Below are 23,118 nucleotides of genomic sequence, written 5' to 3' on the forward strand. Positions count from 1 at the left end.
TCCGGCGCGCTGCCAGCGCCCGTGGTCGCACGGGCTCTCCCGGCAATACGCATGCGCACAGCGCCGGTTCCCTTGCGCACCCTTGATGCCCGTCAAGGCCGGCGGCGGCCCCATCGGCAAGGTGCGGGCGAGGAGGGCAAGCCGCCATGCGCATCTTCATCCTGCTGGGCCATCCGGACGCTGCGAGTTTCAACGGCCGGATCGCCGACGCCTATGAGGCGGCCGCGCGCGAGGCGGGGCATGAGGTCCGCCGGCAGGATGTCGGCGCGCTCGCCTTCGATCCGATATTGCGCCGGGGCCATCGCGATCCGCCGCCGATCGAGCCCGATGTCGCGGCCGCGCAGCAGGCGCTGATGTGGTGCGAGCGGTTCGTGCTCGTCTATCCCATGTGGTGGGGTGGCATGCCGGCACTGCTCAAGGGCTGGATCGACCGGGTGTTGATGCCCGGCTTCGCATTCCGCTATCATGACGCCGATCCATGGTGGGACCGGCATCTGGCGGGCCGCACGGCGCATATCATTTCCACCTGCGATTGCCCGGCCCTCTATGCACGCTGGCGCTATCGCGACTGTGATTTTACCGGCCTGCGCCACGCCATTCTCGGCTTCTGCGGCATGCGGACGACGCGAACGAAGCGCATCGGCCGCGTCAAGTTCCTGGATGCGACGGCGCGGGAGCGGGCGCTGGCGGCCGTGGCGAAGATGGCGCGCCGCTGAGCCGGGCGCTGCACCGGATTGCATGGCCCGCCGCTTTGTGGAAGATCGGCGCGGAATGAGAAAAGGATCGGTTATGAAGGGCTCGCTTCTGCTGGCCGCGCTGCTCGGCGCGGCGCTCGTGCTTTCCGGCTGCGCCACGGTCAAGGGCCTTGGGCGGGACATCGAATCGGTCGGGCAGGCCGGCTCGGACGCGATCAACCGCTAGAGACTGCCAAGGGTGGAGCGGCCGCCCTTCAGTCCACGGCGCGATGGCTGAGGCTGAGGACGCGCGCGAGCCGCCACGGGCCCTGCCCGTCCTTCTGCCAGAGCTGGACGAAGCGCGCGCGGCCGACCAGCCGCTCCGGCCCGTCTCCCTTGTGTTCGTAGAAGAGATGCTCGCCTTCCTCGATCGCGCCGAAGCCGGGGACGGGCTCGACGTTCAGGCTGTCCTCCACCAGTGCGCGGCGGCTGCGCCAGGCATCCGGGCGGGACCGCGCGGCGCATCCCTGCGCATAGCGCGCGACGAAGCTCTTGCCGTCCCGCGCCACGACGCCCTCGCGGTCATGATACATCTCGAAGTCGGGCGCGACCATCTCGCTCAGCGCGGCCGGATCGCATCGCTCGAAGAACAGGGTGAAGAAGGCCGTATCCGCCGCCTGGATCTCCGCGCGTAACGTGGCGGCGTCTGTCGGGATGGGCGAGGCACTGCCCTGCGCAAGGGCCATGGCAAGCAGCAGGGAAAGCATGGCGGCCTCCAATGTGTATTATGCGAATAATACGCTTGGGAAGGTCGACGCGCAAGCGGCGCTGATGCCGCCCGTCGAAGCATGCGAAAACGGCGCGGGGCAAGGGGGCCCGCGCCGTTTCCATCTCATGCCGGCGGGTGTCCGGCGGGCGATCGAGGTCGCCCGCGGCCGCCGGGTCGCTTGCTCAGCGGCAGACCACGTCGCCGCGGTCGATCTCGCGGCCGATCATCGCCCCGGCGCCCGCGCCCAGCACGGCGCCCAGGATGGACGAGCGGCCCTGGTCGATCTGGTCGCCCAGCAGTCCGCCGACCGCCGCGCCGATGATGAGGCCGGTGGTGCCGTCCGAGCGGCGGCAGTAATAGCGATTGTCATAGCCGCGATAGACGCGGGTCTGGCGCGTCACGCGGATCGGGGCATAGCCGCCGCGATAATAACGGTCCGCATAATAGCCGCGATAGCGCGGGTCGGGCCGGTTCCAGTCATAAGCATAGACGACGCGCGGCGCCGGGCGGACGACAGGGCGGCGATCGATCACCACGACCCGGTCCGGCCCGCGACGGTCATGCTTCCAGTGGCGGTCATTCCGGCGGTCATGATGCCGGCGATCGTCGCGATCGCGCTTCCAGTTGCGGTCATTGTCCCGCCCGCGATCGGCATAAGCCGGGGTGGCGGCCAGTCCGCCGATGGTCACCGCGCCCAGCACGAGGGCCGCGACGCTCTTCTTCAGTGCCTTGTACATCTGTCTCACTCCGACATCTGTTCTGTCTCTCCCGGCAGCGGGGAGAACAGGTCGGAACCTAACGCGATTCGCCTGAACCGGCAGCGACGGGCGGTTCATGTGGGAGAAAGGGGGTATTTCGGTGCCAATGGCATTTCTGCTATCTGTGTTCGGCTTTGGCAGTCACGGTAGAAAGCATCGTCGTAGGCCGTTCCCAGCACCCATTCTTGCTGCGCTTCATTCCACTCGGCCCATGCATCCAGCGCAACGGCCGTGCCCTGGCAGTTCAGGCAGATATATGTGACGGGCTTGCGACCAGTTTGCACCTGAGTAGGATCGCACGCTGTGGCAAAGGGGGCAAGTAAACGTGACGAAAAGTTGGTCCGATGCGGTGACCGATGCTGTGAGACGACACGTCGCCGCCACGGGTTTGCGAACCTTCACGCGTCAAGCGCTTATAGATTCTCAGTTAGACAATATTGTATCGGAAACCGGCTCTGCTGGAGCGACACCTCACCAGACTCTCAGCCGGGAATTGCAGCAACTTCGCGATAGGGGATTACTCGAATTTCTCGATCATGGAATCTATCGTTGGATGGGTGCTGCGCCTAACCCGGATCGCAAAGGGTTACATAAAGGCGTCTTCGTTATCGGGTCACATTCCATTTATCAGGATGAACCTGATCGTTTTTATCGCTTCCCGGTAAAATGGCTTGCCAATGCCTCCAAGCTCGAAGGCAACTGGATTATCTATCAAGAGCCCCGGCGTGCCGGACGGCGGGGCTATTATGCTGTTGCCAGGTTCGAAAAAATTGTTCCTGACCCGGCTAAAGAGAAAATGTACTTGGCCCTCATAGCGCCCGGTTCATATTTGGAATTCGGTCGTGACGTACCTTTTCAGGTGGAGGGCGCGGCGGTCGAGCGAGGGCTCCTAAATCCCGATGGTCGGCTGAACAACGGACGAGCCATTCAATCCATAAGGCCGATTTCGGACGAGGATTTCAATCGTATCGTTGGCTTGGGCCTTGTCGATGAAGACGAGCTTTTGCCGAGAAGCGAGAATGCTGAGGTCCTCAACACCGTTCGGGAAGAGGCTCTACCCTGGCACGGCCAAATCGACCGGGCCACAATGCTTGTCAATCGCACTGTCAGAGATCGGCAGTTTCGCAAGCGAGTGCTTGATGTCTACGATTGCCGTTGTGCACTGACTGGGATGAAGTTGATCAACGGCGGTGGTCGTGCTGAGGCACAGGCCGCGCATATTATGAGCGTCGCGGCCGGTGGGCCTGATCTGGTTAACAACGGAATCGCTCTTTCCGGCACCGTTCACTGGATGTTTGACAGAGGACTGATCTCGTTGAGCGATGATGGCGAGATTTTACTCTCTCGCAAAATCAACGACATTGAAGGCGTCCGCAGGCTCATCCATGATGACCAGAAAGCTCGATTTCCGATCTCTTTGGCGCACCGTCCCCATGCGCGTTACCTTGATTGGCACCGGCGCGAGTGCTTCAGCCCTTAAGGTTCAAACTTTCGAGGGCAGAGGGATTGCTTCTCTGTAGCCCTACTCCGCCGCCACCCCGGCCCGGGAGAACATGTCCTCGCCGCCTTCGGTTTCGTCGCCTGCGCTGTCGTTCGCGCGCATTTTCTTGCGGCTGTCGAAGCTGTCCCACACTTCGTTCCAGTTGCCGCGCGTGGCGCCCTTGGAATATTCGGTGGCGCGGGTCTCGAAGAAGTTGGCGTGCTCCACGCCGTTGAGCAGCGGAGTGAGCCAGGGGAGCGGGTGCTCCTCGATCATGTAGACCGGCTTGAAGCCGAGCTGGCCCAGGCGCCAGTCCGCGATGTAGCGGATGTAGCGCTTGATCTCGTTGGCGGTCATGCCCGGCACCGGCCCCTGCTCGAAGGCGAGGTCGATGAAGGCGTCTTCCAGCCGCACGGTCTTCTGGCAGCAGTCGATGATGTCTTCCTTCACCGCCCGGGTGAGGCAGTCGCGCTCCTTCACGAATTCGTGGAACAGGCGCACGATGCCTTCGCAGTGCAGGGTCTCGTCGCGCACGGACCAGGTGACGATCTGCCCCATGCCCTTCATCTTGTTGAAGCGCGGGAAGTTCATCAGCATGGCGAAGCTTGCGAAGAGCTGCATGCCCTCGGTGAAGCCGCCGAACATGGCGAGGGTGCGGGCGATGTCCTCGTCGCTGTCCACGCCGAACTGCTGCATATAGTCATGCTTGGCGCGCATCTCGTCATATTCGAGGAACATCGAATATTCGCTCTCGGGCATGCCGATGGTGTCGAGCAGGTGCGAATAGGCCGCGATGTGGATCGTCTCCATGTTGCTGAACGCGGTCAGCATCATCTTGATCTCGGTCGGCTTGAACACGCGGCCATATTTGTCGTGGTAGCAATCCTGCACTTCCACGTCCGCCTGAGTGAAGAAGCGGAAGATCTGCGTGAGCAGGTTGCGCTCATGGTCGGAGAGCTTCTGCGCCCAGTCCCGGCAGTCCTCGCCCAGGGGCACTTCCTCGGGCATCCAGTGCACCTGCTGCTGGCGCTTCCAGAAGTCATAGGCCCAGGGATATTCGAAGGGCTTGTAGACCTTGGAGGCTTGAAGAAGAGACATGGGATTACTCCGGAACGGCAGAAGAAGCGTGGATGGACGAGGGCCGGGCGGGGGCGGCGAGGCCCGGGCCGGCGGCACGGATGGAATATGGGCGGATCTGGTGCCCGGGGGAAGAGCGGACGAGCCCTGCGCGGCCGTGAAAAGCGCGCGCCTGCATGCGTTGCCGCCCGCGCGACCGGCGGCGCATATCGCTGCCCGGACAGGACAAGGACGGCATTGACGATGGACTCCCCGCTGGACGTTGCAACACCAGATCAAGGGGTATGCTACGCCGATTCACCACAATGTCTAGCGTCGAGATGGGGGTTGCCCACAGCAAAATTTCTTGCCCGCGGGCTTGACTTTCCCGCAGGCGCGCGCGGTCCGCGCGTCAGCCCTGGATGCGCTCCAGCCCCCAGGCGAAGATGGCGAGGATGAGCGCGAAGGAGAGCGCCATCGTCCCGGCGATGCGCTTGAGATAGACGGCCTGCATGCTGCGCGCGGGGCGGGCGAGCAGGATGCCGCCCGCGAGCGCGGAGACGGCCGCCACGCCGGCCATGACGAGAGGCGGCGTTATTTCCAGAACAGTTCCTTCCGGTGGCGCGCGCGCCGCTGGCGATACATCTGGAGATACATCCACATGCCCGACCCCGCGAAGAACAGCAGGGCGAAGCCGGCGAGAAGCGAGATAATCACGCCCACAGGGCCGAAAAATTCGCCCGAGTGGAGATGATGGAACAGGCCGACGAGCTGGCGCGCGGCGCTTGGTGCGGGTGGCGTGGCCGGTGTGGTCGCGAGAGCCGTCGCGGGCGCTGCGCCGGCGGCCGGAGCGGCGCTCGCGGGCGCGCCGCGGGGCGGTCCTTCGCTCTGCGCCTGTTCGAAGAAGCTGCCGCGCGCATACATCGCCGCGAAATGGCTGCCCAGCCCGGTGAGGGCAATGAACAGCATGAAGATGCCAATGAAAACCGTGATCCAGCGATGCCACTTGCGCATATTGTGCTCCTTGCGAGGACGGGAACGTGGCAGCGGAAATTCAGCGCGATCGCCAGCGATCGACATAGACAGTGACGGTCTTCGATTTCCGCGCGCCCACGCCGAACACGACGATGCCGAGGAAATAGCCGAAGTCGTACCAGCCGCCCGTGTTCGGCACGGCATAGATGGCGACGTCCGGGAAGATCAGCGAGAGCAGCCAGGCGACCGGAAAGATGAAGCCGTGCCACAGCCCGAGCAGGAAACCGGGCGTATCCGGCGCGGTGGAGACGGCCTGCGCGCTCTGGCGTGCGCAGGCGGCCAGCGCCAGCAGCGCGGAAGCGGCAAGAGCGAGGCGGGGCCATGCGATCACGAGGGCGAAGGGTAGCGAAGGTCCTGATGGCTGGCAACTCAGGGTTTCCCCGCATTGCGGCGCGCGAGGCAACGCGCGGGCAAGGCCCGACGGGGCGTTGGAGAGTCGCGGCGTGCTGCGCGCCTTTCCGGGAACCGCGGGCCGGGCCCGGGGGTTGTCCCCACGTCAGTGGGAGACAATCATCATGCATGAGGGACTGCGGATCGAGCCCGGCTCGGACGTCATCGATGCGAACGGGCAGCGCGTGGGCACGGTCCTCTCCGTGGAAGGCGGGATCATGCGCATGGCCTTTCACGACGCCGGGGTCTCGCCCAGCCTGCCGATCCGGGTGAACGGCATTGCGCGCGTCGATGCGGATGGCGTGCATCTCGCCGGGCCGGTGTCGCAGGATCTCGGGGGCGAGGGGGACGAGGACGGGAGCGGCATTGATCTCAACCCCGCCGCCCTGAACGCCCTTCACCGGGGACAGGAAGGCTCCGCCGCGTGAAGCGCTGCGCCTGAAAGAGGCCATGCGGGCTCGCCTGCCCGCTGCCCCTTCCCATTGCCATGGCTGACATAGCTACGCCCGGTCTGCCGGAGGTCCGGCGACGCTGTCCGAAGGGACGGCCGGTGCAGCCCTTGCGCCCGGCCGCATCGATCCTATCTCCTGTTTACCGGGTTCATCTCCCACAAGGGAGGAGAGAAACTGCAAGGCGACGGACTCCCACACGCCGCCTTCCGGTTGAAATGGTCCGGCCTTCCATCCCCCCGGAAGGCCGGACTTTTCTTTTCAGGCTCTTGCGGGCTGTCTGCGTCCGCTCGCCCTCTGCCTTACTGGCAGGCGAGGCACTCGTCATAATCGGTGTTCGGCAGCTCGATCTTCTTGAGCTCGGCGGTGTTGTCCGCCTCGACCCCGCCCGCGAAGCCCGCGCGCTGGATCGACTTGGAGCGCAGATAATAAAGCGACTTCACGCCCAGCTCCCAGGCCCGGTAATGGAGCATGAGCAGATCCCATTTCTCCACGTCGGCGGGGATGAAGAGATTGAGCGACTGGGCCTGATCGATGAACGGGGCGCGGTCGGCGGCCAGTTCGAGCAGCCAGCGCTGGTCGATCTCGAAGCTGGTCTTGTAGGCGTCCTTCTCGTCCTGCGTCAGGAAGTCCAGATGCTGGACCGAGCCGCCCTTCTCCAGGATCGAATTCCACACATTGGTCGAATCCTTGCTCTTGGCCTGGAGGATCTTCTCCAGATACGGGTTCTTGACGATGAAGCTGCCGGACAGCGTCTTGTGCGTATAGATGTTCGCCGGGATCGGCTCGATGCAGGCCGACGTGCCGCCGCAGATGATGCTGATCGAGGCAGTCGGCGCGATCGCCATCTTGCAGGAGAAGCGCTCCATCACGCCCTGGTCGGCGGCGTCCGGGCAGGGGCCGCGCTCATGGGCGAGCAGCATCGATGCCTCGTTGGCCTTGGCATTGATGTGCTTGAAGATGCGCAGGTTCCAGCTCTTGGCCATCGCGCTTTCGAAGGGGATGCCGCGCGCCTGCAGGAAGCTGTGGAAGCCCATGACGCCCAGACCCACCGAGCGCTCGCGGCTGGCGGAATATTTGGCCCGCGCCATCTCGTCCGGCGCGCGGTCGATATAGTCCTGCAGCACATTGTCGAGGAAGCGCATCACATCCTCGATGAAGCTCTTGTCCCCCTGCCACTCGTCCCAGGTTTCCAGGTTGAGCGAGGAGAGGCAGCACACGGCGGTGCGATCGTTGCCGAACTGGTCCTTGCCGGTCGGCAGCGTGATTTCCGAGCAGAGGTTGGACGTCGAGACCTTGAGCCCCAGGTCGCGGTGATGCTTGGGCATCGTGCGGTTCACCGTGTCCGAGAACACGATATAGGGCTCGCCGGTCGCAAGCCGCGTCTCGACCAGCTTCTGGAAGAGCGAGCGGGCATCGACCTTGCCGCGCACGCTGCCGTCCTTGGGGGACCTGAGCGCGAACTCGCTGCCGTCCCGCACCGCTTCCATGAACTCGTCGGTGACGAGCACGCCATGGTGGAGGTTCAGCGCCTTGCGGTTGAAGTCGCCCGAGGGCTTGCGGATCTCGAGGAACTCCTCGATTTCCGGGTGGGAAATGTCGAGATAGCAGGCCGCCGAGCCGCGCCGCAGCGAGCCCTGCGAGATGGCGAGCGTGAGCGAATCCATCACCCGCACGAAGGGGATGATGCCGCTGGTCTTGCCGTTGAGGCCGACCGGCTCGCCGATGCCGCGCACGCTGCCCCAATAAGTGCCGATGCCGCCGCCGCGCGAGGCGAGCCAGACATTCTCGTTCCAGGTGTTGACGATGCCTTCCAGGCTGTCGTCCACCGAGTTCAGATAGCAGCTGATCGGCAGGCCGCGCCCGGTGCCGCCATTGGAGAGCACCGGCGTCGCGGGCATGAACCACAGGCGCGAGATATAATCATAAAGCCGCTGGGCATGCGGCTGATCGTCCGCATAAGCGGCGGCCACGCGGGCAAACAGGTCCTGGTAGGATTCGCCGGGCAGCAGATAGCGGTCCCGCAGCGTCTCCTTGCCGAATTCGGTCAGCAGCGCGTCGCGGCTGGCGTCCGTGGCGATGTCGAAGCGGCGCGCATCGACGCTGTTCGAGGCCGCGGCCTTGCGCGTCTCCCGCGCCTTGGGCTCGGGACGCGCGCCTTCGGTCGCCGGCTCGGCGACAACCAATTCCGCTGCTGAACCTTCTGCCTGCAAATCGCGAAACTCCATGCTCAAGACCCCCAATATTTTCTCTACATTCGCTTCGATCAAGGGGCCGCGGCGCTCATGCGCGCGGCGGCGGGAAAACGCGCTGCAGTGCTGACTTCAGCCTGCCTGCAGCCACAATCTGTTGCGTGAACCCCTGTTCCTGACCACCATCGATTGTGCCACAGCGGCACGGCGATGCAAGGCGTAAACGTTCTGGTCATGATTCATTTCGTCGATGAAATGACTCGTCTCATGGACGGCGGGGCGGGCCGGCAGGGCGCGACGCGCGGCCAGTCCTCGCCTGCCGGAAATGCAAGGGAGAAAGCGCTGCCGAAAAAATAATCCTGTGGACAGCGGGAAGGGGCCCGCCGCACCGCGTTCCTTCCGATCCGCCCGTCCGCGTCGCCGCCGATTCCCGCTTCCGGGCGTGCAAGGCGCTTTTCCTCGCCACGCAACTCCCTTACTGGCAATGGCCGGCCGCCATGCGTATGATTGGCGCCGTTTCGCACGATTTCCGAAGGGGCCTCCATTGAGCCAGAACCTCATCCTGATCGTCGTCGCACTGCTGGTCGCGGTGCTGGTCATCTGGCTGCTGCGATCGCGCTCCGGCCAGGCGGGGCATCATGTCGACAGCTCGGCCACCGCCGTCGGCGCGGCGAGCGAGACGGCCCGGAACGTCGCGGAGGAAGTCGCCCAGACCGTCGAGGATTCGCTGGAGGCAGACGTCGTCGCGAGCGGCGCCAAGCCGGACGATGCGTCCGCGGTGGCGAGCAATGCCGCGGCGATCATGGCCAGCGGCGGCGCGGCGGCCGGTGCCATGTCCTTCACCGAGATCGGCGTGCCCGCGGATGGCGGTGCGCCGGACGATCTTCGGCAGCTCAAGGGCGTGGGCCCCAAGCTCGCCAGCCTGCTGACCAGCCTCGGCATCACCCGCTTCGACCAGATCGCGGCGTGGAGCGATGCGGACATCGTGTCCGTGGACAGCCAGCTCGGCACGTTCAAGGGGCGGATCACGCGTGACAACTGGGTGGAGCAGGCCCGCTTCCTCGCCGCCGGGGATATCGCCGGCTTCGAGGCGAAGTTCGGCAAGCTGGACAGGCCGGGCAACAACTGACGGATCGATCGTTCCGGACCATGGCCCATCGCACCGATAGCGGGTCGCGGCGTGACGCAACGTCTGCCGGCCCCGAGAAGCTGCCGCTCGGGCAGATCATCCTGCTTGCCGCGCTGACGGCAGTACTCCCCGCGTCGATCGATGGTCTCTCGCCCGCTCTGCCCGCAATCGCCGCCGCGCTCTATACGCGGGCGGCGCATGTGCCCGCGGCGATCAGCGCCTTCGTCATCAGCTTCGCCATTGCCCAGCTGCTGGGCGGCATGCTGGCCGATGCGCTGGGCCGTCGCCCGGTCGTGCTCGCCGGCCTTGCCATCTATGTGCTGGCCAGCGTCCTTGCCTTGTTCGCGACCAGCTTTCCCCTGCTCCTCGCGGCCCGCGCGCTGCAGGGGCTGGGCGCCGCCGCCGCCGTCCTCCTCGCGAGGACGATCGTGCGCGATCAGCTCCCGCGCGAGGCGGCGGGGCGGGCGCTGGCGCAGATCGGCATCTTCTTCTCCTGCACGCCCATCATCGCGCCGCTCATCAGCGGCGTGCTGGTGAGCGTGGGCGGATGGCGGGCGCCGCTGCTGGCCATGGCCGTGCTGGGCGTCGTCATCGGCGCCGCCAGCCTGCTGCGCCTTCCCGAGACGCTGGCGCGCGACAAGCGCCTGCCGTTCGATGGCCCGGGGCTGCTCGGCTCCTTCGCGCGCCTCTCCCGCTCGCCCGCGCTGCTGGCCTATGTGCTGGCCAATGCCTTCGCCTATAGTGGCATACTGCTCTTCTCGGCCGCCGCGCCGCAGGTCATGATCGATCATATGGGGCTTGGCGCGCTCGATTATGCGCTGCTGTTCGCGCTCTCGACCATGGGCTTCATGGCGGGCAATGCGGCGTCCTTCCGGCTCGTGCGGCGGCGGGGCGTCGATGGGACGCTGCGCATCGGCGTGCCTTTCCAGCTCGCGGGGCCCATCGCCATGCTCGTGGCGACGCAGCTGTGGCCGGAAGCCTGGGCGGCGCTGATCGTCCCGCAGATACTCTACACTTTCGGCTGGGGTATCGTGCAGCCGCAGGCCCAGGCCGGCGCGCTCTCGACGCATCCGGAGAGCATCGGCCAGGCCTCCGCGCTGCTCGGCTTCGTGCAGCTCGCCATCGCGGCGGTCATCGTGGCGGTCTTCTCGCGCCTCACCGGCGGCACTTCGCTCGCCCTGGCCCTCGGCATGGCCTTCTGCGGCGCCGGAGCCCTGCTGTGCGGCTGGCTGATGGTCGGGCGGCGCTAGGGGGGCAGCCGCGCCCAGGCTTCAGCCCTGCTCCTGTCAGGCCACGCGTTCGCGCTGCGGGAGCGGGGCGGGTTGGTCGGCTTCGGCCTGCGCCGCCGCCCGGCTGACGGGGTCCTCATAAGCGAGCTGGAGCACGCCCCAGTGGCGGCCCGCCACATGGATGGACGCGATCACCTGCTTGAGCAGCATCACGCCGCCCGTGGCGACCGGCCGGCGATAGGCCTTGAGGCAGAAGGGCTGCGTCATCTGGCATTGGTCGCGCGTGTCGGAGAAATTGAAGATCTGGCCGGCGCGCGAATATTCGAGGTTCCAGTCGATCTCGCCGGGCCGCTGGGGCAGCGACCGCTCCGGCATGGCGACGGCGCCGAAGGCATTGCGGTCGGTGCAGCTCATGCCGAAAAAGCCCGGCAGGCTGCGGGCCTTCTCCTGCCACGGGCGGGCCGCGCGCGTGATGATCGGCTGGGCGGGATGCGCGTAGAGCGGCGGATCGCTCCCCGGCACCGGCTCATAATGGTCGCTGAGCATGGCCTCGGGCGTGATCTCGCCGGCCGCGAGCGCGGCTTCCAGGCCCAGCACGATGCCCTCCGCCGCTTCCAGGCCGAACTGGATATAGGGCGAATCGGGGAGGTCGACGCCGCTTTCCGCCAGATACTGGAGCAGCAGGTTCGTATCATCGCTGACCGAGGTCACGCGTGTGGAGAGCCGCTGCAGGCCGATCGCATTGTCGATCGAGGCGTCGGCAAGGTCGCTCAGCCCGCCCCGGATCTCGCCGATCGCGCCCAGGATGGAATGAACATTGCCCGAGACCGCCTCGCTGTTGTCGGACAGGCCGAGGATGAGGTCGCGCAGCCGGTCGACGAGCGCGCCGATCTCGCCGGAGGCGCGATGCGCGTCATTGGCTTTCTCGCTGCCTGCCACGATGCGCGAGAGCATGGCCTCGGCCTCGCTGGTCAGCTCGCGGATGGAGCCTTCGATCTGCTGCGTGGCGAGCGCGGTTTCCTGCGCGAGCTTCTTGACCTCGCTGGCGACGACCGCGAAGCCCCGCCCGGCATCGCCCGCGCGCGCGGCCTCGATGGCGGCATTGAGCGCGAGCAGATTGGTCTGCCGGGCAATGGTGCTGATGATCTTGCTGGTATGGCCGACGCTGGCGAGCGCGTCGTTGAAGCTGCCGAGGCCATGATGGATGCGGGAGACCTGCTCGATGAGTTCGAGCACATTCTGGGACGCGGAGCTGAGCTGCTGGCTGGAATCGTCCACCACGGCGCGCGCGGTGTCGGCCTGGGCGCGGGCGGCATCGACTTTCTTCTCCACCTGGTCGCTCGACTGGGCGAGGCCGATCGCGGCTTCCTCCAGGGATTCGAGCATCGCGGCCTGATCGGTCACGCGGTCGGCGAGTTCGGCGATGTCGGCCTGCAGGTCGAGCGTCCGGAGGCCGAGGTCTCCGACATTCTCGACGGTGCGGATGATCGTGGTTTCCAGTTTGCTCGTCTGCGCCACGCTGCTGTGTCTGCCTGTTAGTCCCTGCCCCGGTTTCGCTAGATGAAAGCGGTTAACAGGCCCTTGTCCTTCCGCTTGCATAATATGCATCATGGGGCGGCGGAGCGAGTGCTGGCCGGCGCCGCGGCAGAACAGACATGGCGGGCATCGCGTCGGCCGGAAAGGGAGCGGATGACGATCGAGATGGAGACCGTGGCCGAGGGGCTCGACTTCCCGGAAGGGCCGATTGCCTGCGCGGACGGATCGGTGCTGCTGGTCGAGATCGCGCGGCAGACCCTGACCCGCGTGCGGCCGGACGGCACGGTGGAGATCGTCGCGCATCTGGGTGGGGGCCCCAATGGCGCCGCCATCGGCCCGGATGGTGCCGTCTATGTCGTCAACAATGGCGGCGCGCTCGAATTCCCGGAAGGATGGAAGGAGGCCGGCAAGCTCGGCCTGCCCGCGCATTATGAGGGCGGCTATGTCCAGCGGGTCGATCTCGCGACCGGCGCCGTCACGCGGCTCTACGACAATTGCGACGGCAAGCCGCTCAATGCGCCCAACGACATCGTGTTCGATGCCAATGGCGGCATGTGGTTCACCTGCTTCGGCTTCTCGGACGGGGAGACGCGGCGGCTGGGCGGAGTCTATCATGCCAGGCCGGACGGCTCGGCGATCACGCGCTGGCGCTCCGAGCAGATATCGCCCAACGGCATCGGCCTCTCGCCGGACGGCCGGACGCTCTACTGGGCGGATTCCATGCTGCAGCGGCTCTGGTCGCTCGATATCCTGGAACCGGGCGTGGTCGCGCCGGAAGCGGGCCATGACAGCGGCGCGATCCTCACCAACCTGCCCGGCATGCAGTGGTTCGACAGCCTGGCCGTGGAAGCGGGCGGCAAGGTGGCGGTCGCGACCCTGTTCAATGGCGGCATCACGCTGGTCGATCCGGCCGACGGCAGCGTGGAGCATATTCCCGTGCCCGATCCCATCGCCACCAACATCTGCTTCGGCGGCGCGGACATGCGCACGGCCTGGATCACCGGATCGGCGACGGGCAAGCTCTTCCGCTGCCGCTGGCCCCGGCCGGGCCTGCGCCTCAATTTTCAGGCGGTCTGACCGGCCGGCGCGGCGCCGGCGCGCCGGGGAAGGCAATGAGCGCGGGGAGCAGGGCGAAGATCACTTGCCCGGCAAGACCGATCCAGCCGGGCGTGCGCAGGAGGTCCGCCGCCCATGCGGCAGGATCGCGCCCTTCGAGCAGCAGCGCCAGCCCCGCGTCCGCCGCCATCAGCAGGACGAAGGCGATCGCCCCCATGCCGAGCGCCGCCGGCGCGCCAATGCCGCGCTGGCGCACGATCCGCCGCGCCACATAGCCGCTCGCGGCCAGCATGACCGGCAGCTCGATCAGCACCGCGCTCGTCGCGTCGGTCGCGGGCGAAAGCCAGATCACCCGCATCGTCCCCAGCAGGAAGCCAAGGACGAAGATCACGCCGAAATAATTGAACGCCGGAAGGATCATGCGCCCCTTCTAAGCGGCGCGGAGGAAATTGGACAACCGCCGTGAGCAATGCCTGCCGAAAAAATGGGACAGGGCGGGACACGATGAAAAGGAGAGGTCATCTCGTCCTCCCATCGTCATTCCCGCGCGCGTGTTGTGTTTCGTGAGGATGGCAAGTTGTTGCGCTGGGGCGTGGTATGCGAGGCATCGCAGTCTTGTTCGGTTATAGTTATTGACGAACTGTCGGATGAAGCTGTTGCGCTCCTGATGTGAAGAGAAGTGGTTTCGGCCTGCATTTTGGTTGTTTGCGGGGTGAGCGGCGATGGCCTGGCTGATACGTCTGTTGAAACGCTCGACCATGCCGTTGGTTTGGGGATGATAGGGCCGTGTGAGCTTGTGCTTGATGCCATGGGCGGCGCAAACCTGATCGAAGGCATGGCGGCCTGTTCCGGTGTTGCGTTTGCCCCAGTAGGCGCCACCGAAGCGATCGGTGAACTCGCTGCCATTATCTGTCAGCACGGTGTGGACGGGATGGCTGAAGGCTTTGAGGAAGCGCTCGAAGGCGGCAGCGAGGGTTGCGGCGCTGCGATCATCGAGGATGTCGACATGGACGAAGCGGGTTGCCCGCTCGATGACGACAAGCACATAGGCTGGTTTGCCGAGCAGGCGGGGCAGATGCTTGAGATCGGCATGGACATAGCCGAAGGGTGCAGGATCGAAGGGCAGGCTTGCGCCAGCGCCTTGATCGCTGGTGCGCGGGGCAGCGATGCCATGCCGACGCCACAGGCGGTAGAGAGCGGCGCGGGAGATATCGGCGCGCAGACAGCGGCGCATCACCTCGAGTGCATCGTCGAGCGAGAGGGCAAGGCGGGAGCGCAGTTCGACTGCGATATCCTCTTCCTCGGTTGAGAAGCGGGTCATCAGGCGGTGGGGTGTTGATGGCCGGTCCATCGTATCACGCCGCCCTTTCCAGCGGCGGATGCAACTCTGGTTGACGCCCAGTTCACGCGCCAGGTCCGCAACGCTCTTGTCGCTGGCCTGGATATAAGCCCGCTGGCGCGGGGTCGTGGTCGCATTCCGGTGAAGCTTGATCAGCATAGTCCGCGACTCCTCAGCCACGTCATGCCTCTCTCTACCCCAGAGGCTTCATGCCAACCATCCGAAACACTACACGAACGCGGGAATCCAGCTTAGCGACGTTACGATGAAGCGCTGCCGCAGCCTCGGTTTCGCGCCGCTAGGGTGACTGGATTCCCGCGTCCGCGGGAATGACGGGAAGTGGGAGTGTTATTTCTGCTTCCCACAACAATACCGCCTTTCAGGACACCACAACATTGCGGACGTTAACGCTGGCCATTCTCTTGCGGAAGGCGATGCGCTTTCCTTCCCGGACGAAGCGCATTCCCGCTCAGTGCCACGCCCCTGCGAGCGCCAGCACCACCCCGGCGACGACCAGCGCCAGCCCCGTCACTTCGCTGCGCCGGAGCGGCTCGCGCAGGTAGAAATGGGCGAAGCTCAGCGTGAAGAGCACTTCCACTTGCCCCACGATCCGCACCAGCGCGACCGGGGCGCTGGCGAAGCCGGTGAACCAGCAGGCCGAGCCGAGCGAGGAGAGCAGGCCGACCTGCCCGGAGATGCGCCAGCTCGTGAACACCGCGCGCACCTGCAGCGGTTCCCGCCAGATCAGCCAGGCACCCTGCATCAGCGTCTGCAGGGTCACGGTCACGGCCAGCACGATCAGCGCGGCGGAGATGGCGTCGCTGGTCGGCACTTCCATCGTCGCGCGCCGCACGCCCACGGCAGTGAACGCGAAGAACAGGCCGGAGGCGATGCCGTAGCGCGCCGCCGGATGGCCGAGCGCGCGCAGGAAGTCCGCGGCGCTCATCCGCCGTCCGCCGGTGGAGAGGATCATGACGCCCGCCACGCCCGCGCCGATGCCCGCCCAGGCCAGCAGGCCGAGCCGTTCGCCGAGCAGGGCCCAGGAGAGCAGGGCGCCCTGCGCCGCTTCCGTCTTGGAATAAGCGGTGCCGACGACGAAATTATGCTCGCGAAAAGCCATCAGCAGCAGGTTGGTGGCGATGATCTGGGCCAGCCCCGCCGCCGCGCTGAACATCAGCAGGCCCGCGCCCGGCATGGGCAAGGCACCGCCATGGACGACCGCGTGATAGCAGAGCGCCAGCAGCAGCGCGAAGGGCAGGCCGTAAAGATAGCGCACGAGCCCGGCGGCATTGACGGAGAGGCTCTGCCCCACCCGGCGCTGGACGGCCGTGCGCCAGGCCTGCAGCGCGGCGGCGGCGAGCGTGGCGGGCAGCCAGATGAACGCGTGGATCAGAAGAGGCTCCGCAAGGAGAGGGGATGAGGGCGCGCGCGAATGGCTTGCCCGGCGGGATGGCTGCGATGCGCTCTCCTATCCCGCGGCGCTGGGGAATCAATGGCTGGCGCGCAGTCCGCGCTTGCCCCGCCCGGGCGATCCGTCGCACAGAAAGGCGATGATCGCTTGTCTTCGCTGGGTCCTGCTCCTGCTTTCCTGCGCCGGTGCCGCCACCGCCGCACCGCCACCCGCAGACGCCGCGCGCGCCTGGGCGGCCTTCGATCGCGCGGGCATAAAGGCGTCCCATGCGTCCGGGCTCGCCGATCGCAAGACGGGGCGATCCGTCACCGCCGACGACGCGGCGCGCATCGCGTCGGTCTCCAAGCTGGCGGTCGCGCTCGGCGTCATGCGTCTCGTCGAGGCGGGCCGGCTCGATCTCGATGAGGATGTGTCGGTGCGGCTCGGCTGGCGGCTGCGCCATCCCGGCTTCCCGGACCAGCCGGTGACGCTCCGGGCGCTCCTCTCGCACACCGCCGGCATTCGTGACGGGATCGATTATGCCCTGCCGCTCGATGCGGATCTGGAAAGCGAGATGCGTCGCCCGGAAGCCTGGGACGTCGCTCACGGCCCCGCAGCGGGCTTCTACACATACAGCAATCTCAATTTCCCGGTCATCGCGGCGGTCATGGAAGCGGCGACGGGCAAGCGCTTCGATGTGCTCATGAAGGAGGAAGTGTTCGCGCCGCTCGGCATCGACGCCTGTTTCAACTGGACGACCTGCAGCGACGATGCGGTTGCGCGCGGCGTGGTGCTTTATGATGGCGAGGGGCAGGCGCTGCGGGACGATAATGGCGGCGTCCGCCCCGCCTGCGGCGCGATTCCGGCGCGGGACGGCTCCTGCGACGTCGCGACGTATCGGCTCGGCCGGCAAGGTGCTTTCTTCTCCCCGCAGGGCGGCATGCGCATTTCCGTGAAGGGCCTCGCGCGGATCGGCCAGCTGCTGCTCGGCGCGGTGCCGGACTATCTGCCCGCCGCGCGGATCGCCGAGATGATGCAGCCCCAGTGGCGCTATGATGGCCGCAACGGGGATATCGAGAATGGCTATCCCTGCGCGTTCGGCCTCGGCGTCATGATCCTCGCCTTGCCGGACCAGCCGGCCCCCTGCCGCGACGATCCCTTCGGCGATGGCCGCACCCGCGTTGGCCATAGCGGCGAGGCCTATGGCCTGCGCTCGGGCCTCTGGGTCGATCCGCAGGGCGGGGAAGGCGTCTCCTTCTTCGTCACCGCGCTTGCCCCCGACACGCCCCGGGGACGCACCGCCTTCACGCTGGCCGAGGAAGAGATGATCGCCCGCGCCCGGCGCTGAAGTGATCGCCCGGAAGGGCGCGGCGGCGGCTCAGCCCGGTGCGCCGCGCCTCATGCCTTCTCCAGCAGCCCTTCCTTCGCGATCTTCTCGCGCCAGACGAGCGGGGCGAGCTGGTGGACATTGTTGCCCTCGCTGTCCACGGCGACCGTGACCGGAAAGTCCTTCACCTCGAATTCGTAGATTGCTTCCATGCCGAGATCGGCAAAGCCCACGACCTTGCTGCCCTTGATGGCGCGCGCCACCAGATAGGCCGCGCCGCCCACGGCCATCAGATAAGCGCTCTGCGCATCCTTGATCGCCGCGGTTGCCGCCGGGCCGCGCTCGGCCTTGCCCACGCAGGCGAGCAGGCCCTGATCGAGCATCATGCGCATGAAGCTGTCCATGCGGGTCGCGGTGGTGGGGCCGGCGGGGCCGACCACTTCCTCGCCGACCGGATCGACCGGGCCGACATAATAAATGACGCGGCCGCGGAAATCGACGGGCAGCTCCTCGCCTTTCGCCAGCATGTCCTGGATGCGCTTGTGCGCGGCATCGCGCCCGGTGAGCATCTTGCCGCTCAGCAGGATGCGGTCGCCCTGCTTCCAGCTGCGCACCATCTCCGGCGTCAGCGTGTCGAGGTCGACGCGGATCGCCGCGCTGTCCGGCGCCCAGTCCACCTTGGGCCATTCGTTCAGTTTCGGCGCTTCCAGATAGGCGGGGCCCGATCCATCGAGGCTGAAATGCGCGTGGCGGGTCGCCGCGCAATTGGGGATCATCGCGACCGGCTTGGAGGCGGCGTGGCACGGCGCGTCGAGTATCTTCACGTCGAGGATGGTGGCGAGGCCGCCCAGCCCCTGCGCGCCGATGCCGAGCGCGTTCACCTTGTCGAAAATCTCGATGCGCAGCGCCTCGAGATCGTTCTGCGGCCCGCGTTCCTTGAGCAGGCTCATGTCGATCTGCTCCATCAGCGCCTTCTTGGCGAGCAGCACGGCATGTTCGGCGGTGCCGCCGATGCCGATGCCGAGCATGCCCGGCGGGCACCAGCCGGCACCCATCTGCGGGATCATCTCCAGCACCCAGTCGACGATATTATCGCTGGGGTTCATCATCTTGAACTTGGACTTGTTCTCGGAGCCGCCGCCCTTGGCCGCCACGTCCACATGCACATGATGCCCCGGCACCATCTCGACATGCAGCACGCAGGGCGTGTTGTCCTTCGTGTTGCGGCGCGTGAAGGCGGGGTCGGCGAGCACGGAGGCGCGCAGCTTGTTCCCGGGGTTGAGATAGGCGCGGCGTACGCCCTCGTCGACGATCTCCTGCAGAGACTTGCTGGTGTCGTCGAGGCGGCAGTCCATGCCCCATTTCACGAACACGTTGACGATGCCGGTGTCCTGGCAGATCGGCCGGTGGCCTTCCGCGCACATGCGGCTGTTGGTCAGGATCTGCGCGATCGCATCCTTCGCGGCGGGGCCCTGCTCGGCCTCATAGGCCGCGCCGAGCGCGCGGATATAGTCCATCGGGTGGTAATAGCTGATATACTGGAGCGCGTCGGCAACGCTCTCGATGAGATCGGCGGTCTTGATGGTCACGGTCATGGCGCTTGGCGAGCTCCCGGCAGGACGGCGGAACAGGGCGGACGGGCGCGCTATACGCCAATGCCCGGGGGTGACAAGATGCCGGAACGCTTGCGTTCCATCTGTATTGCTGCGACAACACACGTGGACGGCCCGGCGCCTGCCGCGTCCGTCGCGAAGGTATCAGGAGAGCGGAACGCCATGGGACGGGTTATCGGCACCATCATCGTCGGGTTCATCGTGGGCGTGCTTGCGCGGTTCTTCTATCCCGGGCCCGTGCCCATGGGCTTTGTCGGCAGCGTGCTGCTCGGCATCTGCGGGTCGCTGGTCGGCGGGTTCGTGCCGCGCCTGTTCAGCGGCAACCGGTCGACGGCGCCGTTCGAGCCGGCCGGCATGGTGGGCTCGGTGCTCGGCGCCATCCTCGTGATCTTCCTGGTGCGCGCGCTGTCCTGATCGCGCGTTTCCGGCCGGCGCGCGCCCGCTTCAGCGGCGTATCGCCTTGCTGAAGAGCGGCAGCCGCGCCAGGTCCTCGCGGTCGAGGTCGAGATGGAACTGCCCGGCGAGGCAGCGGTGATAATCGTCCGGCCCGGCAAGCACGGCCTCGTGCAGCGCGCCGCCGCGATGCACCTTGAGCGCCTGTTCGGTCAGGGATGCAAAGCCGTCCGGCAAGGCGATGCTCACCACATGCAGCGTCGTGAAGCGCGTCGCCGGGCGCGTGGCGGTCCAGTGATTGCACTGGTCGAGATCGGCCTGCACGACGGGCAGGAGATCGAAGCCATATTGCGCCTGCCAGTCCGCCTGCGGGCCGGCGCGCCCGTCGGTCGCACCCGCGTCGCCGGCGCGTTCCAGCAGCCATTCCCCGCCGGGATCGCCGGCCTCCCCGATCCTGCGCAGCCGGTGCGCCGCGCCGTCGCCGGTCCGCACGGATGCGCCGTCGCGCAGCGGCAGCGGCGGCACATAGCTGCCGCCGAAGCCCGCATCCGCGATCCAGGGCGCGCCATCGACCTGCGCGAGCAGCAGCACATGCGTGCGCGGCGGTGTCTCGTCCGGCGCCACGCCCAGCCGCACCCGCGCCAGCAGCGGCCGGTTGGGGATGCCGAGCATGGCCAGCATGTCGCTGAACAGGCGGTTATGCTCGAAGCAGTAGCCGCCCCGCCGCCGCGTCACCAGCTTGCCGAACACCGCGTCGCTGTCGATCGCCGGCGGCCGGCCGAGCCGCACGTCGAGATTCTCGAAGGGGATGCGTTCGCGATGCGCCGCCTGCAGCGTGGCGAGGCCCTCCGCGCTGGCCGGGGGCGCGTGCTCGAGGCCGAGGCGGTCGAGATAGAGGGAGAGACGATCGGGACTGGTCATGGTCCGGCCAGTGGCACGATTGGCCTCCGGGCTCAATCGGTGCTCACCGGGCACGATCAATCGTCGCCGCCCGGCCCGACGCAGTAGAAGCAGAGCTTGTTGCCATCCAGGTCACGCACATAAGCGGCATAGAAGGCCTGGCTGCCATCGGCGCCGCGCACGCCGGGCATGCCCTCGTCAGATCCGCCCAGTTCCAGCGCCTTGGCGTGAAGCGTGCGGACCTTGGCGCGGGTCCGCTGGCCGAGCGCGATCATCACCCCGTTGCCCGGCGTGGCGCGGCTGCCGTCATAGGGCTTGGCGACGCCGAAGATCGGCTTGCTCCAGTTCACGCCCCAGGCGGCGATCTGTGGCAACTCGAGCAGGCGCGTGATGCCGACGCTTCCGAAGAGCGCGTCATAGAAGGCCATGGCCCTCTGCAGGTCATTGGTTCCAACCGTTGTATAGCCGATCATGGATCAAGCTCCGGTCCGGCCGTTGCGAGGCGCGCGACTCGTTTTATCTCTGACGATATAGAACATAGCGTTTCCCGCCGGGGCGGGCCAGCGATGCTTGGCTGGCCACTGCCCCGAAATGAGCCTGCCGGGGCAGGCGCCGGGGAGGCGTTCAGCTCTCGTCCTCGGTGCCGCGGCAGACGCCCACGCGCTTGGCATTGACGGACATCTTCATGGACATCGCGCCCATCGGCGAATTGCCCTCGGCCCTGGAGGTCATGTCCATGCGATAGGTGTCGGCGGAATAGTCGCCCTTCATGCTCATGGTCATCTTGCCTTCATCGCCGCGGTCGCAGGTCATGCGCGCGTCGATCTTGCCCCCGGACAGCGAGAAACTGTCATATTTGCAGCTCTTGTCGTCCATATCGCCAGTGAATAAGGCCTTCTGCTGCTTGACGTCCTCCTCGGTCACGCAGCTGACGAAATTGTTGGTGCGGCTGAGCTGGGCCCGCATCTGTTCCTTCGCCTCGGGCGGCATGTTGGGCACGTCGATCTCGTGAATGGCCATCGCGCCTTCCCATCGGCCGGGCTGCACCATGACCGTGTCCCCGGCCCCGGACGCCGCCAGCTTCTCCTGCACTTCCGCCTGTGTCGCATTGGTGGCGGTCACGCTCGGGCCGCTGTCGCAGGCTGCGAGCGGCAGGATCAGGGCAATGACAATCGGGGCGAGACGCATCTGGACTATCCTCTCATGCTGGGAACGGCGCGACCGGCGCCCCTTCGGGGTCTGCAGGCGAGATGCCGCCTTCGATCCGGCGGGGCAAGGCCTTTCGCTTCCGGGGAGCGAAAGGGGCAGTGTGAGGAAAACGACTCCGTCGCGCCCCGCTCCCCGGAAGGGCCTGTCATCGGATACACAGCCCGGAAATGCGACGAGCCGAGCCAAGAGTTCCCGGGCCAGCGGCAAGGCGTTGCTAAATCGGGTTAATTTTCTGTTACCTAATGGGATCGATTGGGCTGCAGGGGCGTATAAGGGCCGGGGCGAGGCATCTTTGCGCGTGCACGACGCGTCTGGGTGTCCGGCCTCGTGGGAAAACCATGGGAGAAAAATACATGAAACCCTATCTCTTGGCGGGGGCGCTTGCCGCGCTCGTGGCAACGACTCCTGCTGCGCAGGCGGCTGTGTTCAACGTGGGAAGCGACAACTTCTTCCTGACCAGTGGCGATCCGTTCAGCCCGTCGATCACGGCGGTGTTCTTCAACGGCTTCGAAACGACGACGGAGTTCGACGACACCTTCCAGTTCACCATTCCCCAGAATGGCGTTGGCAGCGGGTCGATCTCGACGAGCTTCTCGAGCAACCTCAACATGCTCGTCATCGATGAGCTGTGGATCAACGATGTGCTCTACAACGTTCCCTCGACCGGCAGCGGCCAGTCGGTGACCGTGGGCAACATTCCGATCTTCGACGGCGTGCTCAACTCGATCCGCGTTGTCGGCCGCACCTTCGGGTCGGGCAGCTATTCGGGTACGGCGACCTTCTCGGTCAGCCCGATTCCGGAGCCCGCGTCCTGGGCGCTCATGATCGGCGGCTTCGCGCTGGTCGGCTCGGCGATGCGTCGCCGCGCGGTGAAGGTTTCCTTCTCCTGAAATTGAGGCTTGAGCCGCCGGCGGAGCGCCGGCGGCTCAACCCCTTGGGCAGGCAGGCGAATCGCCGCCTTTCCCCTTCCGGCAGCGCGCCGTTTCCCCCATTTCACGAACGATCCCAGGGCTGATCTCAAAGCGGACACAGTTCGTCGCGCGCGGGCCCGTTAGTAAATAGAAAATTTACTTCTCTGCTGCTTAGTGAGCGCACTGCACGACGCGGGCGTTCTGCAAGCGCACATCAAGATAGCGCAATCAGGGACGTCTCGAACGGGCAGAGCCGGTGATTTTCGGCCACTGCTCGAGTGGT

25 protein-coding genes are annotated in these 23,118 nt (G+C 66.2%); 10 read left to right on the forward strand and 15 right to left on the reverse strand.

All coding sequences use genetic code 11. The annotated features are described in order from the left end of the window. Positions 1 to 146 precede the first annotated feature (146 nt). Together SLG_RS02280 and SLG_RS02285 are read left to right on the forward strand one after the other, a co-directional pair. The gene (locus tag SLG_RS02280) at positions 147 to 716 is read left to right on the forward strand and encodes an NAD(P)H-dependent oxidoreductase (RefSeq protein ID WP_014074792.1); all 570 of its coding nucleotides are present in this window, start codon (positions 147 to 149) and stop codon (positions 714 to 716) included. Between the two features lie 73 nt (positions 717 to 789). Beyond that, on the forward strand, positions 790 to 921 hold the full coding sequence (locus tag SLG_RS02285) for an entericidin A/B family lipoprotein (protein WP_014074793.1): 132 nt from the start codon (positions 790 to 792) through the stop codon (positions 919 to 921). Between the two features lie 28 nt (positions 922 to 949). On the opposite strand, the gene SLG_RS02290 is transcribed toward SLG_RS02285, so the two are convergent. Together SLG_RS02290 and SLG_RS02295 are read right to left on the reverse strand one after the other, a co-directional pair. Next, a complete protein-coding gene (locus tag SLG_RS02290) occupies positions 950 to 1,441 on the reverse strand; it encodes a nuclear transport factor 2 family protein (RefSeq protein WP_014074794.1) in 492 nt (163 codons plus the stop codon). Between the two features lie 184 nt (positions 1,442 to 1,625). Then, positions 1,626 to 2,180, reverse strand: coding sequence for a glycine zipper 2TM domain-containing protein (locus tag SLG_RS02295; RefSeq protein ID WP_041391681.1), 555 nt, complete (start codon positions 2,178 to 2,180; stop codon positions 1,626 to 1,628). A gap of 346 nt (positions 2,181 to 2,526) precedes the next feature. Between SLG_RS02295 and SLG_RS02300 the strand changes: the two genes are divergently transcribed. Next, positions 2,527 to 3,681 (forward strand): HNH endonuclease, encoded by a 1,155-nt coding sequence (locus SLG_RS02300; protein WP_231848731.1) that lies wholly within the window; start codon positions 2,527 to 2,529, stop codon positions 3,679 to 3,681. Positions 3,682 to 3,723: 42 nt separating this feature from the next. Here SLG_RS02300 and SLG_RS02305 read toward each other — a convergent pair whose 3' ends face one another. From SLG_RS02305 to SLG_RS02315, 4 genes are all read right to left on the reverse strand, one after another. Further along, the gene (locus SLG_RS02305) at positions 3,724 to 4,779 is read right to left on the reverse strand and encodes a ribonucleotide-diphosphate reductase subunit beta (RefSeq protein ID WP_041391682.1); all 1,056 of its coding nucleotides are present in this window, start codon (positions 4,777 to 4,779) and stop codon (positions 3,724 to 3,726) included. A gap of 370 nt (positions 4,780 to 5,149) precedes the next feature. Continuing rightward, entirely contained in the window at positions 5,150 to 5,317 is a 168-nt protein-coding gene (locus tag SLG_RS21590) for a hypothetical protein (RefSeq protein WP_014074798.1), read from the reverse strand. A 14-nt stretch (positions 5,318 to 5,331) separates the two neighbouring features. Further along, the gene (locus tag SLG_RS02310) at positions 5,332 to 5,751 is read right to left on the reverse strand and encodes a PepSY domain-containing protein (RefSeq protein WP_014074799.1); all 420 of its coding nucleotides are present in this window, start codon (positions 5,749 to 5,751) and stop codon (positions 5,332 to 5,334) included. A gap of 40 nt (positions 5,752 to 5,791) precedes the next feature. After that, positions 5,792 to 6,103 (reverse strand): hypothetical protein, encoded by a 312-nt coding sequence (locus SLG_RS02315; RefSeq protein ID WP_014074800.1) that lies wholly within the window; start codon positions 6,101 to 6,103, stop codon positions 5,792 to 5,794. Positions 6,104 to 6,287: 184 nt separating this feature from the next. Here SLG_RS02315 and SLG_RS02320 point away from each other — a divergent pair, with 184 nt between their 5' ends. After that, entirely contained in the window at positions 6,288 to 6,590 is a 303-nt protein-coding gene (locus SLG_RS02320; protein WP_014074801.1) for a DUF2171 domain-containing protein, read from the forward strand. Between the two features lie 323 nt (positions 6,591 to 6,913). On the opposite strand, the gene SLG_RS02325 is transcribed toward SLG_RS02320, so the two are convergent. Then, positions 6,914 to 8,839 carry a ribonucleoside-diphosphate reductase subunit alpha gene (locus SLG_RS02325; RefSeq protein ID WP_051003677.1) on the reverse strand — a complete coding sequence of 642 codons (1,926 nt, stop codon included), beginning with the start codon at positions 8,837 to 8,839 and terminating at the stop codon, positions 6,914 to 6,916. Positions 8,840 to 9,347: 508 nt separating this feature from the next. On the opposite strand from SLG_RS02325, the gene SLG_RS02330 reads away from it, so the two are divergent. Both SLG_RS02330 and SLG_RS02335 read left to right on the forward strand, forming a co-directional pair. Next, the gene (locus SLG_RS02330; protein ID WP_014074804.1) at positions 9,348 to 9,932 is read left to right on the forward strand and encodes a hypothetical protein; all 585 of its coding nucleotides are present in this window, start codon (positions 9,348 to 9,350) and stop codon (positions 9,930 to 9,932) included. A gap of 20 nt (positions 9,933 to 9,952) precedes the next feature. Next, on the forward strand, positions 9,953 to 11,182 hold the full coding sequence (locus tag SLG_RS02335) for a multidrug effflux MFS transporter (protein ID WP_014074805.1): 1,230 nt from the start codon (positions 9,953 to 9,955) through the stop codon (positions 11,180 to 11,182). Positions 11,183 to 11,218: 36 nt separating this feature from the next. Here the strand turns inward: SLG_RS02335 and SLG_RS02340 are convergent, their stop codons facing one another. Next, entirely contained in the window at positions 11,219 to 12,679 is a 1,461-nt protein-coding gene (locus tag SLG_RS02340) for a methyl-accepting chemotaxis protein (protein ID WP_014074806.1), read from the reverse strand. Positions 12,680 to 12,850: 171 nt separating this feature from the next. Between SLG_RS02340 and SLG_RS02345 the strand changes: the two genes are divergently transcribed. Beyond that, on the forward strand, positions 12,851 to 13,774 hold the full coding sequence (locus SLG_RS02345) for an SMP-30/gluconolactonase/LRE family protein (protein WP_014074807.1): 924 nt from the start codon (positions 12,851 to 12,853) through the stop codon (positions 13,772 to 13,774). On the opposite strand, the gene SLG_RS02350 is transcribed toward SLG_RS02345, so the two are convergent. The 3 genes from SLG_RS02350 to SLG_RS02360 form a co-directional block, all read right to left on the reverse strand. Next, positions 13,755 to 14,174 (reverse strand): hypothetical protein, encoded by a 420-nt coding sequence (locus SLG_RS02350; RefSeq protein WP_014074808.1) that lies wholly within the window; start codon positions 14,172 to 14,174, stop codon positions 13,755 to 13,757. The two genes, SLG_RS02345 and SLG_RS02350, sit on opposite strands and share 20 nt — an antisense overlap. Before the next feature lie 9 nt (positions 14,175 to 14,183). Then, positions 14,184 to 15,251 carry a DDE-type integrase/transposase/recombinase gene (locus SLG_RS02355; RefSeq protein ID WP_014074809.1) on the reverse strand — a complete coding sequence of 356 codons (1,068 nt, stop codon included), beginning with the start codon at positions 15,249 to 15,251 and terminating at the stop codon, positions 14,184 to 14,186. A 310-nt stretch (positions 15,252 to 15,561) separates the two neighbouring features. Then, positions 15,562 to 16,485 carry a DMT family transporter gene (locus SLG_RS02360; protein WP_041391683.1) on the reverse strand — a complete coding sequence of 308 codons (924 nt, stop codon included), beginning with the start codon at positions 16,483 to 16,485 and terminating at the stop codon, positions 15,562 to 15,564. Positions 16,486 to 16,642: 157 nt separating this feature from the next. Between SLG_RS02360 and SLG_RS02365 the strand changes: the two genes are divergently transcribed. Continuing rightward, complete coding sequence (locus SLG_RS02365) at positions 16,643 to 17,830, forward strand: serine hydrolase domain-containing protein (protein ID WP_014074811.1); 1,188 nt, start codon at positions 16,643 to 16,645, stop codon at positions 17,828 to 17,830. 50 nt (positions 17,831 to 17,880) lie between these two features. On the opposite strand, the gene SLG_RS02370 is transcribed toward SLG_RS02365, so the two are convergent. After that, the gene (locus SLG_RS02370) at positions 17,881 to 19,404 is read right to left on the reverse strand and encodes a fumarate hydratase (protein ID WP_014074812.1); all 1,524 of its coding nucleotides are present in this window, start codon (positions 19,402 to 19,404) and stop codon (positions 17,881 to 17,883) included. Between the two features lie 180 nt (positions 19,405 to 19,584). Between SLG_RS02370 and SLG_RS02375 the strand changes: the two genes are divergently transcribed. Continuing rightward, on the forward strand, positions 19,585 to 19,836 hold the full coding sequence (locus tag SLG_RS02375) for a GlsB/YeaQ/YmgE family stress response membrane protein (RefSeq protein ID WP_014074813.1): 252 nt from the start codon (positions 19,585 to 19,587) through the stop codon (positions 19,834 to 19,836). Positions 19,837 to 19,866: 30 nt separating this feature from the next. Here the strand turns inward: SLG_RS02375 and SLG_RS02380 are convergent, their stop codons facing one another. The 3 genes from SLG_RS02380 to SLG_RS02390 form a co-directional block, all read right to left on the reverse strand. Continuing rightward, positions 19,867 to 20,736 carry an arylamine N-acetyltransferase family protein gene (locus SLG_RS02380; RefSeq protein ID WP_014074814.1) on the reverse strand — a complete coding sequence of 290 codons (870 nt, stop codon included), beginning with the start codon at positions 20,734 to 20,736 and terminating at the stop codon, positions 19,867 to 19,869. A 56-nt stretch (positions 20,737 to 20,792) separates the two neighbouring features. Continuing rightward, positions 20,793 to 21,188 (reverse strand): VOC family protein, encoded by a 396-nt coding sequence (locus SLG_RS02385; RefSeq protein WP_014074815.1) that lies wholly within the window; start codon positions 21,186 to 21,188, stop codon positions 20,793 to 20,795. Positions 21,189 to 21,339: 151 nt separating this feature from the next. Further along, the gene (locus SLG_RS02390; protein WP_014074816.1) at positions 21,340 to 21,903 is read right to left on the reverse strand and encodes a DUF3617 domain-containing protein; all 564 of its coding nucleotides are present in this window, start codon (positions 21,901 to 21,903) and stop codon (positions 21,340 to 21,342) included. A gap of 374 nt (positions 21,904 to 22,277) precedes the next feature. Here SLG_RS02390 and SLG_RS20190 point away from each other — a divergent pair, with 374 nt between their 5' ends. Continuing rightward, positions 22,278 to 22,814 carry an FxDxF family PEP-CTERM protein gene (locus SLG_RS20190; RefSeq protein WP_158512662.1) on the forward strand — a complete coding sequence of 179 codons (537 nt, stop codon included), beginning with the start codon at positions 22,278 to 22,280 and terminating at the stop codon, positions 22,812 to 22,814. Positions 22,815 to 23,118 lie beyond the last annotated feature (304 nt).

This window comes from Sphingobium sp. SYK-6, assembly GCF_000283515.1.
GTDB classification, from domain to species: domain Bacteria; phylum Pseudomonadota; class Alphaproteobacteria; order Sphingomonadales; family Sphingomonadaceae; genus Sphingobium; species Sphingobium lignivorans.

Bases quoted from the DNA above. Each gene is read 5' to 3' on its own strand.
- SLG_RS02305 (WP_041391682.1), bottom strand. From the start codon at position 4,779: ATGTCTCTTCTTCAAGCCTCCAAGGTCTACAAGCCCTTCGAATATCCC.
- SLG_RS02280 (WP_014074792.1), top strand. From the start codon at position 147: ATGCGCATCTTCATCCTGCTGGGCCATCCGGACGCTGCGAGTTTCAAC.
- SLG_RS02390 (WP_014074816.1), bottom strand. From the start codon at position 21,903: ATGCGTCTCGCCCCGATTGTCATTGCCCTGATCCTGCCGCTCGCAGCC.
- SLG_RS02345 (WP_014074807.1), top strand. From the start codon at position 12,851: ATGACGATCGAGATGGAGACCGTGGCCGAGGGGCTCGACTTCCCGGAA.
- SLG_RS02385 (WP_014074815.1), bottom strand. From the start codon at position 21,188: ATGATCGGCTATACAACGGTTGGAACCAATGACCTGCAGAGGGCCATG.
- SLG_RS21590 (WP_014074798.1), bottom strand. From the start codon at position 5,317: ATGGCCGGCGTGGCGGCCGTCTCCGCGCTCGCGGGCGGCATCCTGCTC.
- SLG_RS02285 (WP_014074793.1), top strand. From the start codon at position 790: ATGAAGGGCTCGCTTCTGCTGGCCGCGCTGCTCGGCGCGGCGCTCGTG.
- SLG_RS02355 (WP_014074809.1), bottom strand. From the start codon at position 15,251: ATGCTGATCAAGCTTCACCGGAATGCGACCACGACCCCGCGCCAGCGG.
- SLG_RS02370 (WP_014074812.1), bottom strand. From the start codon at position 19,404: ATGACCGTGACCATCAAGACCGCCGATCTCATCGAGAGCGTTGCCGAC.
- SLG_RS02380 (WP_014074814.1), bottom strand. From the start codon at position 20,736: ATGACCAGTCCCGATCGTCTCTCCCTCTATCTCGACCGCCTCGGCCTC.
- SLG_RS02310 (WP_014074799.1), bottom strand. From the start codon at position 5,751: ATGCGCAAGTGGCATCGCTGGATCACGGTTTTCATTGGCATCTTCATG.
- SLG_RS02350 (WP_014074808.1), bottom strand. From the start codon at position 14,174: ATGATCCTTCCGGCGTTCAATTATTTCGGCGTGATCTTCGTCCTTGGC.
- SLG_RS02290 (WP_014074794.1), bottom strand. From the start codon at position 1,441: ATGCTTTCCCTGCTGCTTGCCATGGCCCTTGCGCAGGGCAGTGCCTCG.
- SLG_RS02335 (WP_014074805.1), top strand. From the start codon at position 9,953: ATGGCCCATCGCACCGATAGCGGGTCGCGGCGTGACGCAACGTCTGCC.
- SLG_RS02325 (WP_051003677.1), bottom strand. From the start codon at position 8,839: ATGGAGTTTCGCGATTTGCAGGCAGAAGGTTCAGCAGCGGAATTGGTT.
- SLG_RS02375 (WP_014074813.1), top strand. From the start codon at position 19,585: ATGGGACGGGTTATCGGCACCATCATCGTCGGGTTCATCGTGGGCGTG.
- SLG_RS20190 (WP_158512662.1), top strand. From the start codon at position 22,278: ATGAAACCCTATCTCTTGGCGGGGGCGCTTGCCGCGCTCGTGGCAACG.
- SLG_RS02295 (WP_041391681.1), bottom strand. From the start codon at position 2,180: ATGTACAAGGCACTGAAGAAGAGCGTCGCGGCCCTCGTGCTGGGCGCG.
- SLG_RS02320 (WP_014074801.1), top strand. From the start codon at position 6,288: ATGCATGAGGGACTGCGGATCGAGCCCGGCTCGGACGTCATCGATGCG.
- SLG_RS02365 (WP_014074811.1), top strand. From the start codon at position 16,643: ATGATCGCTTGTCTTCGCTGGGTCCTGCTCCTGCTTTCCTGCGCCGGT.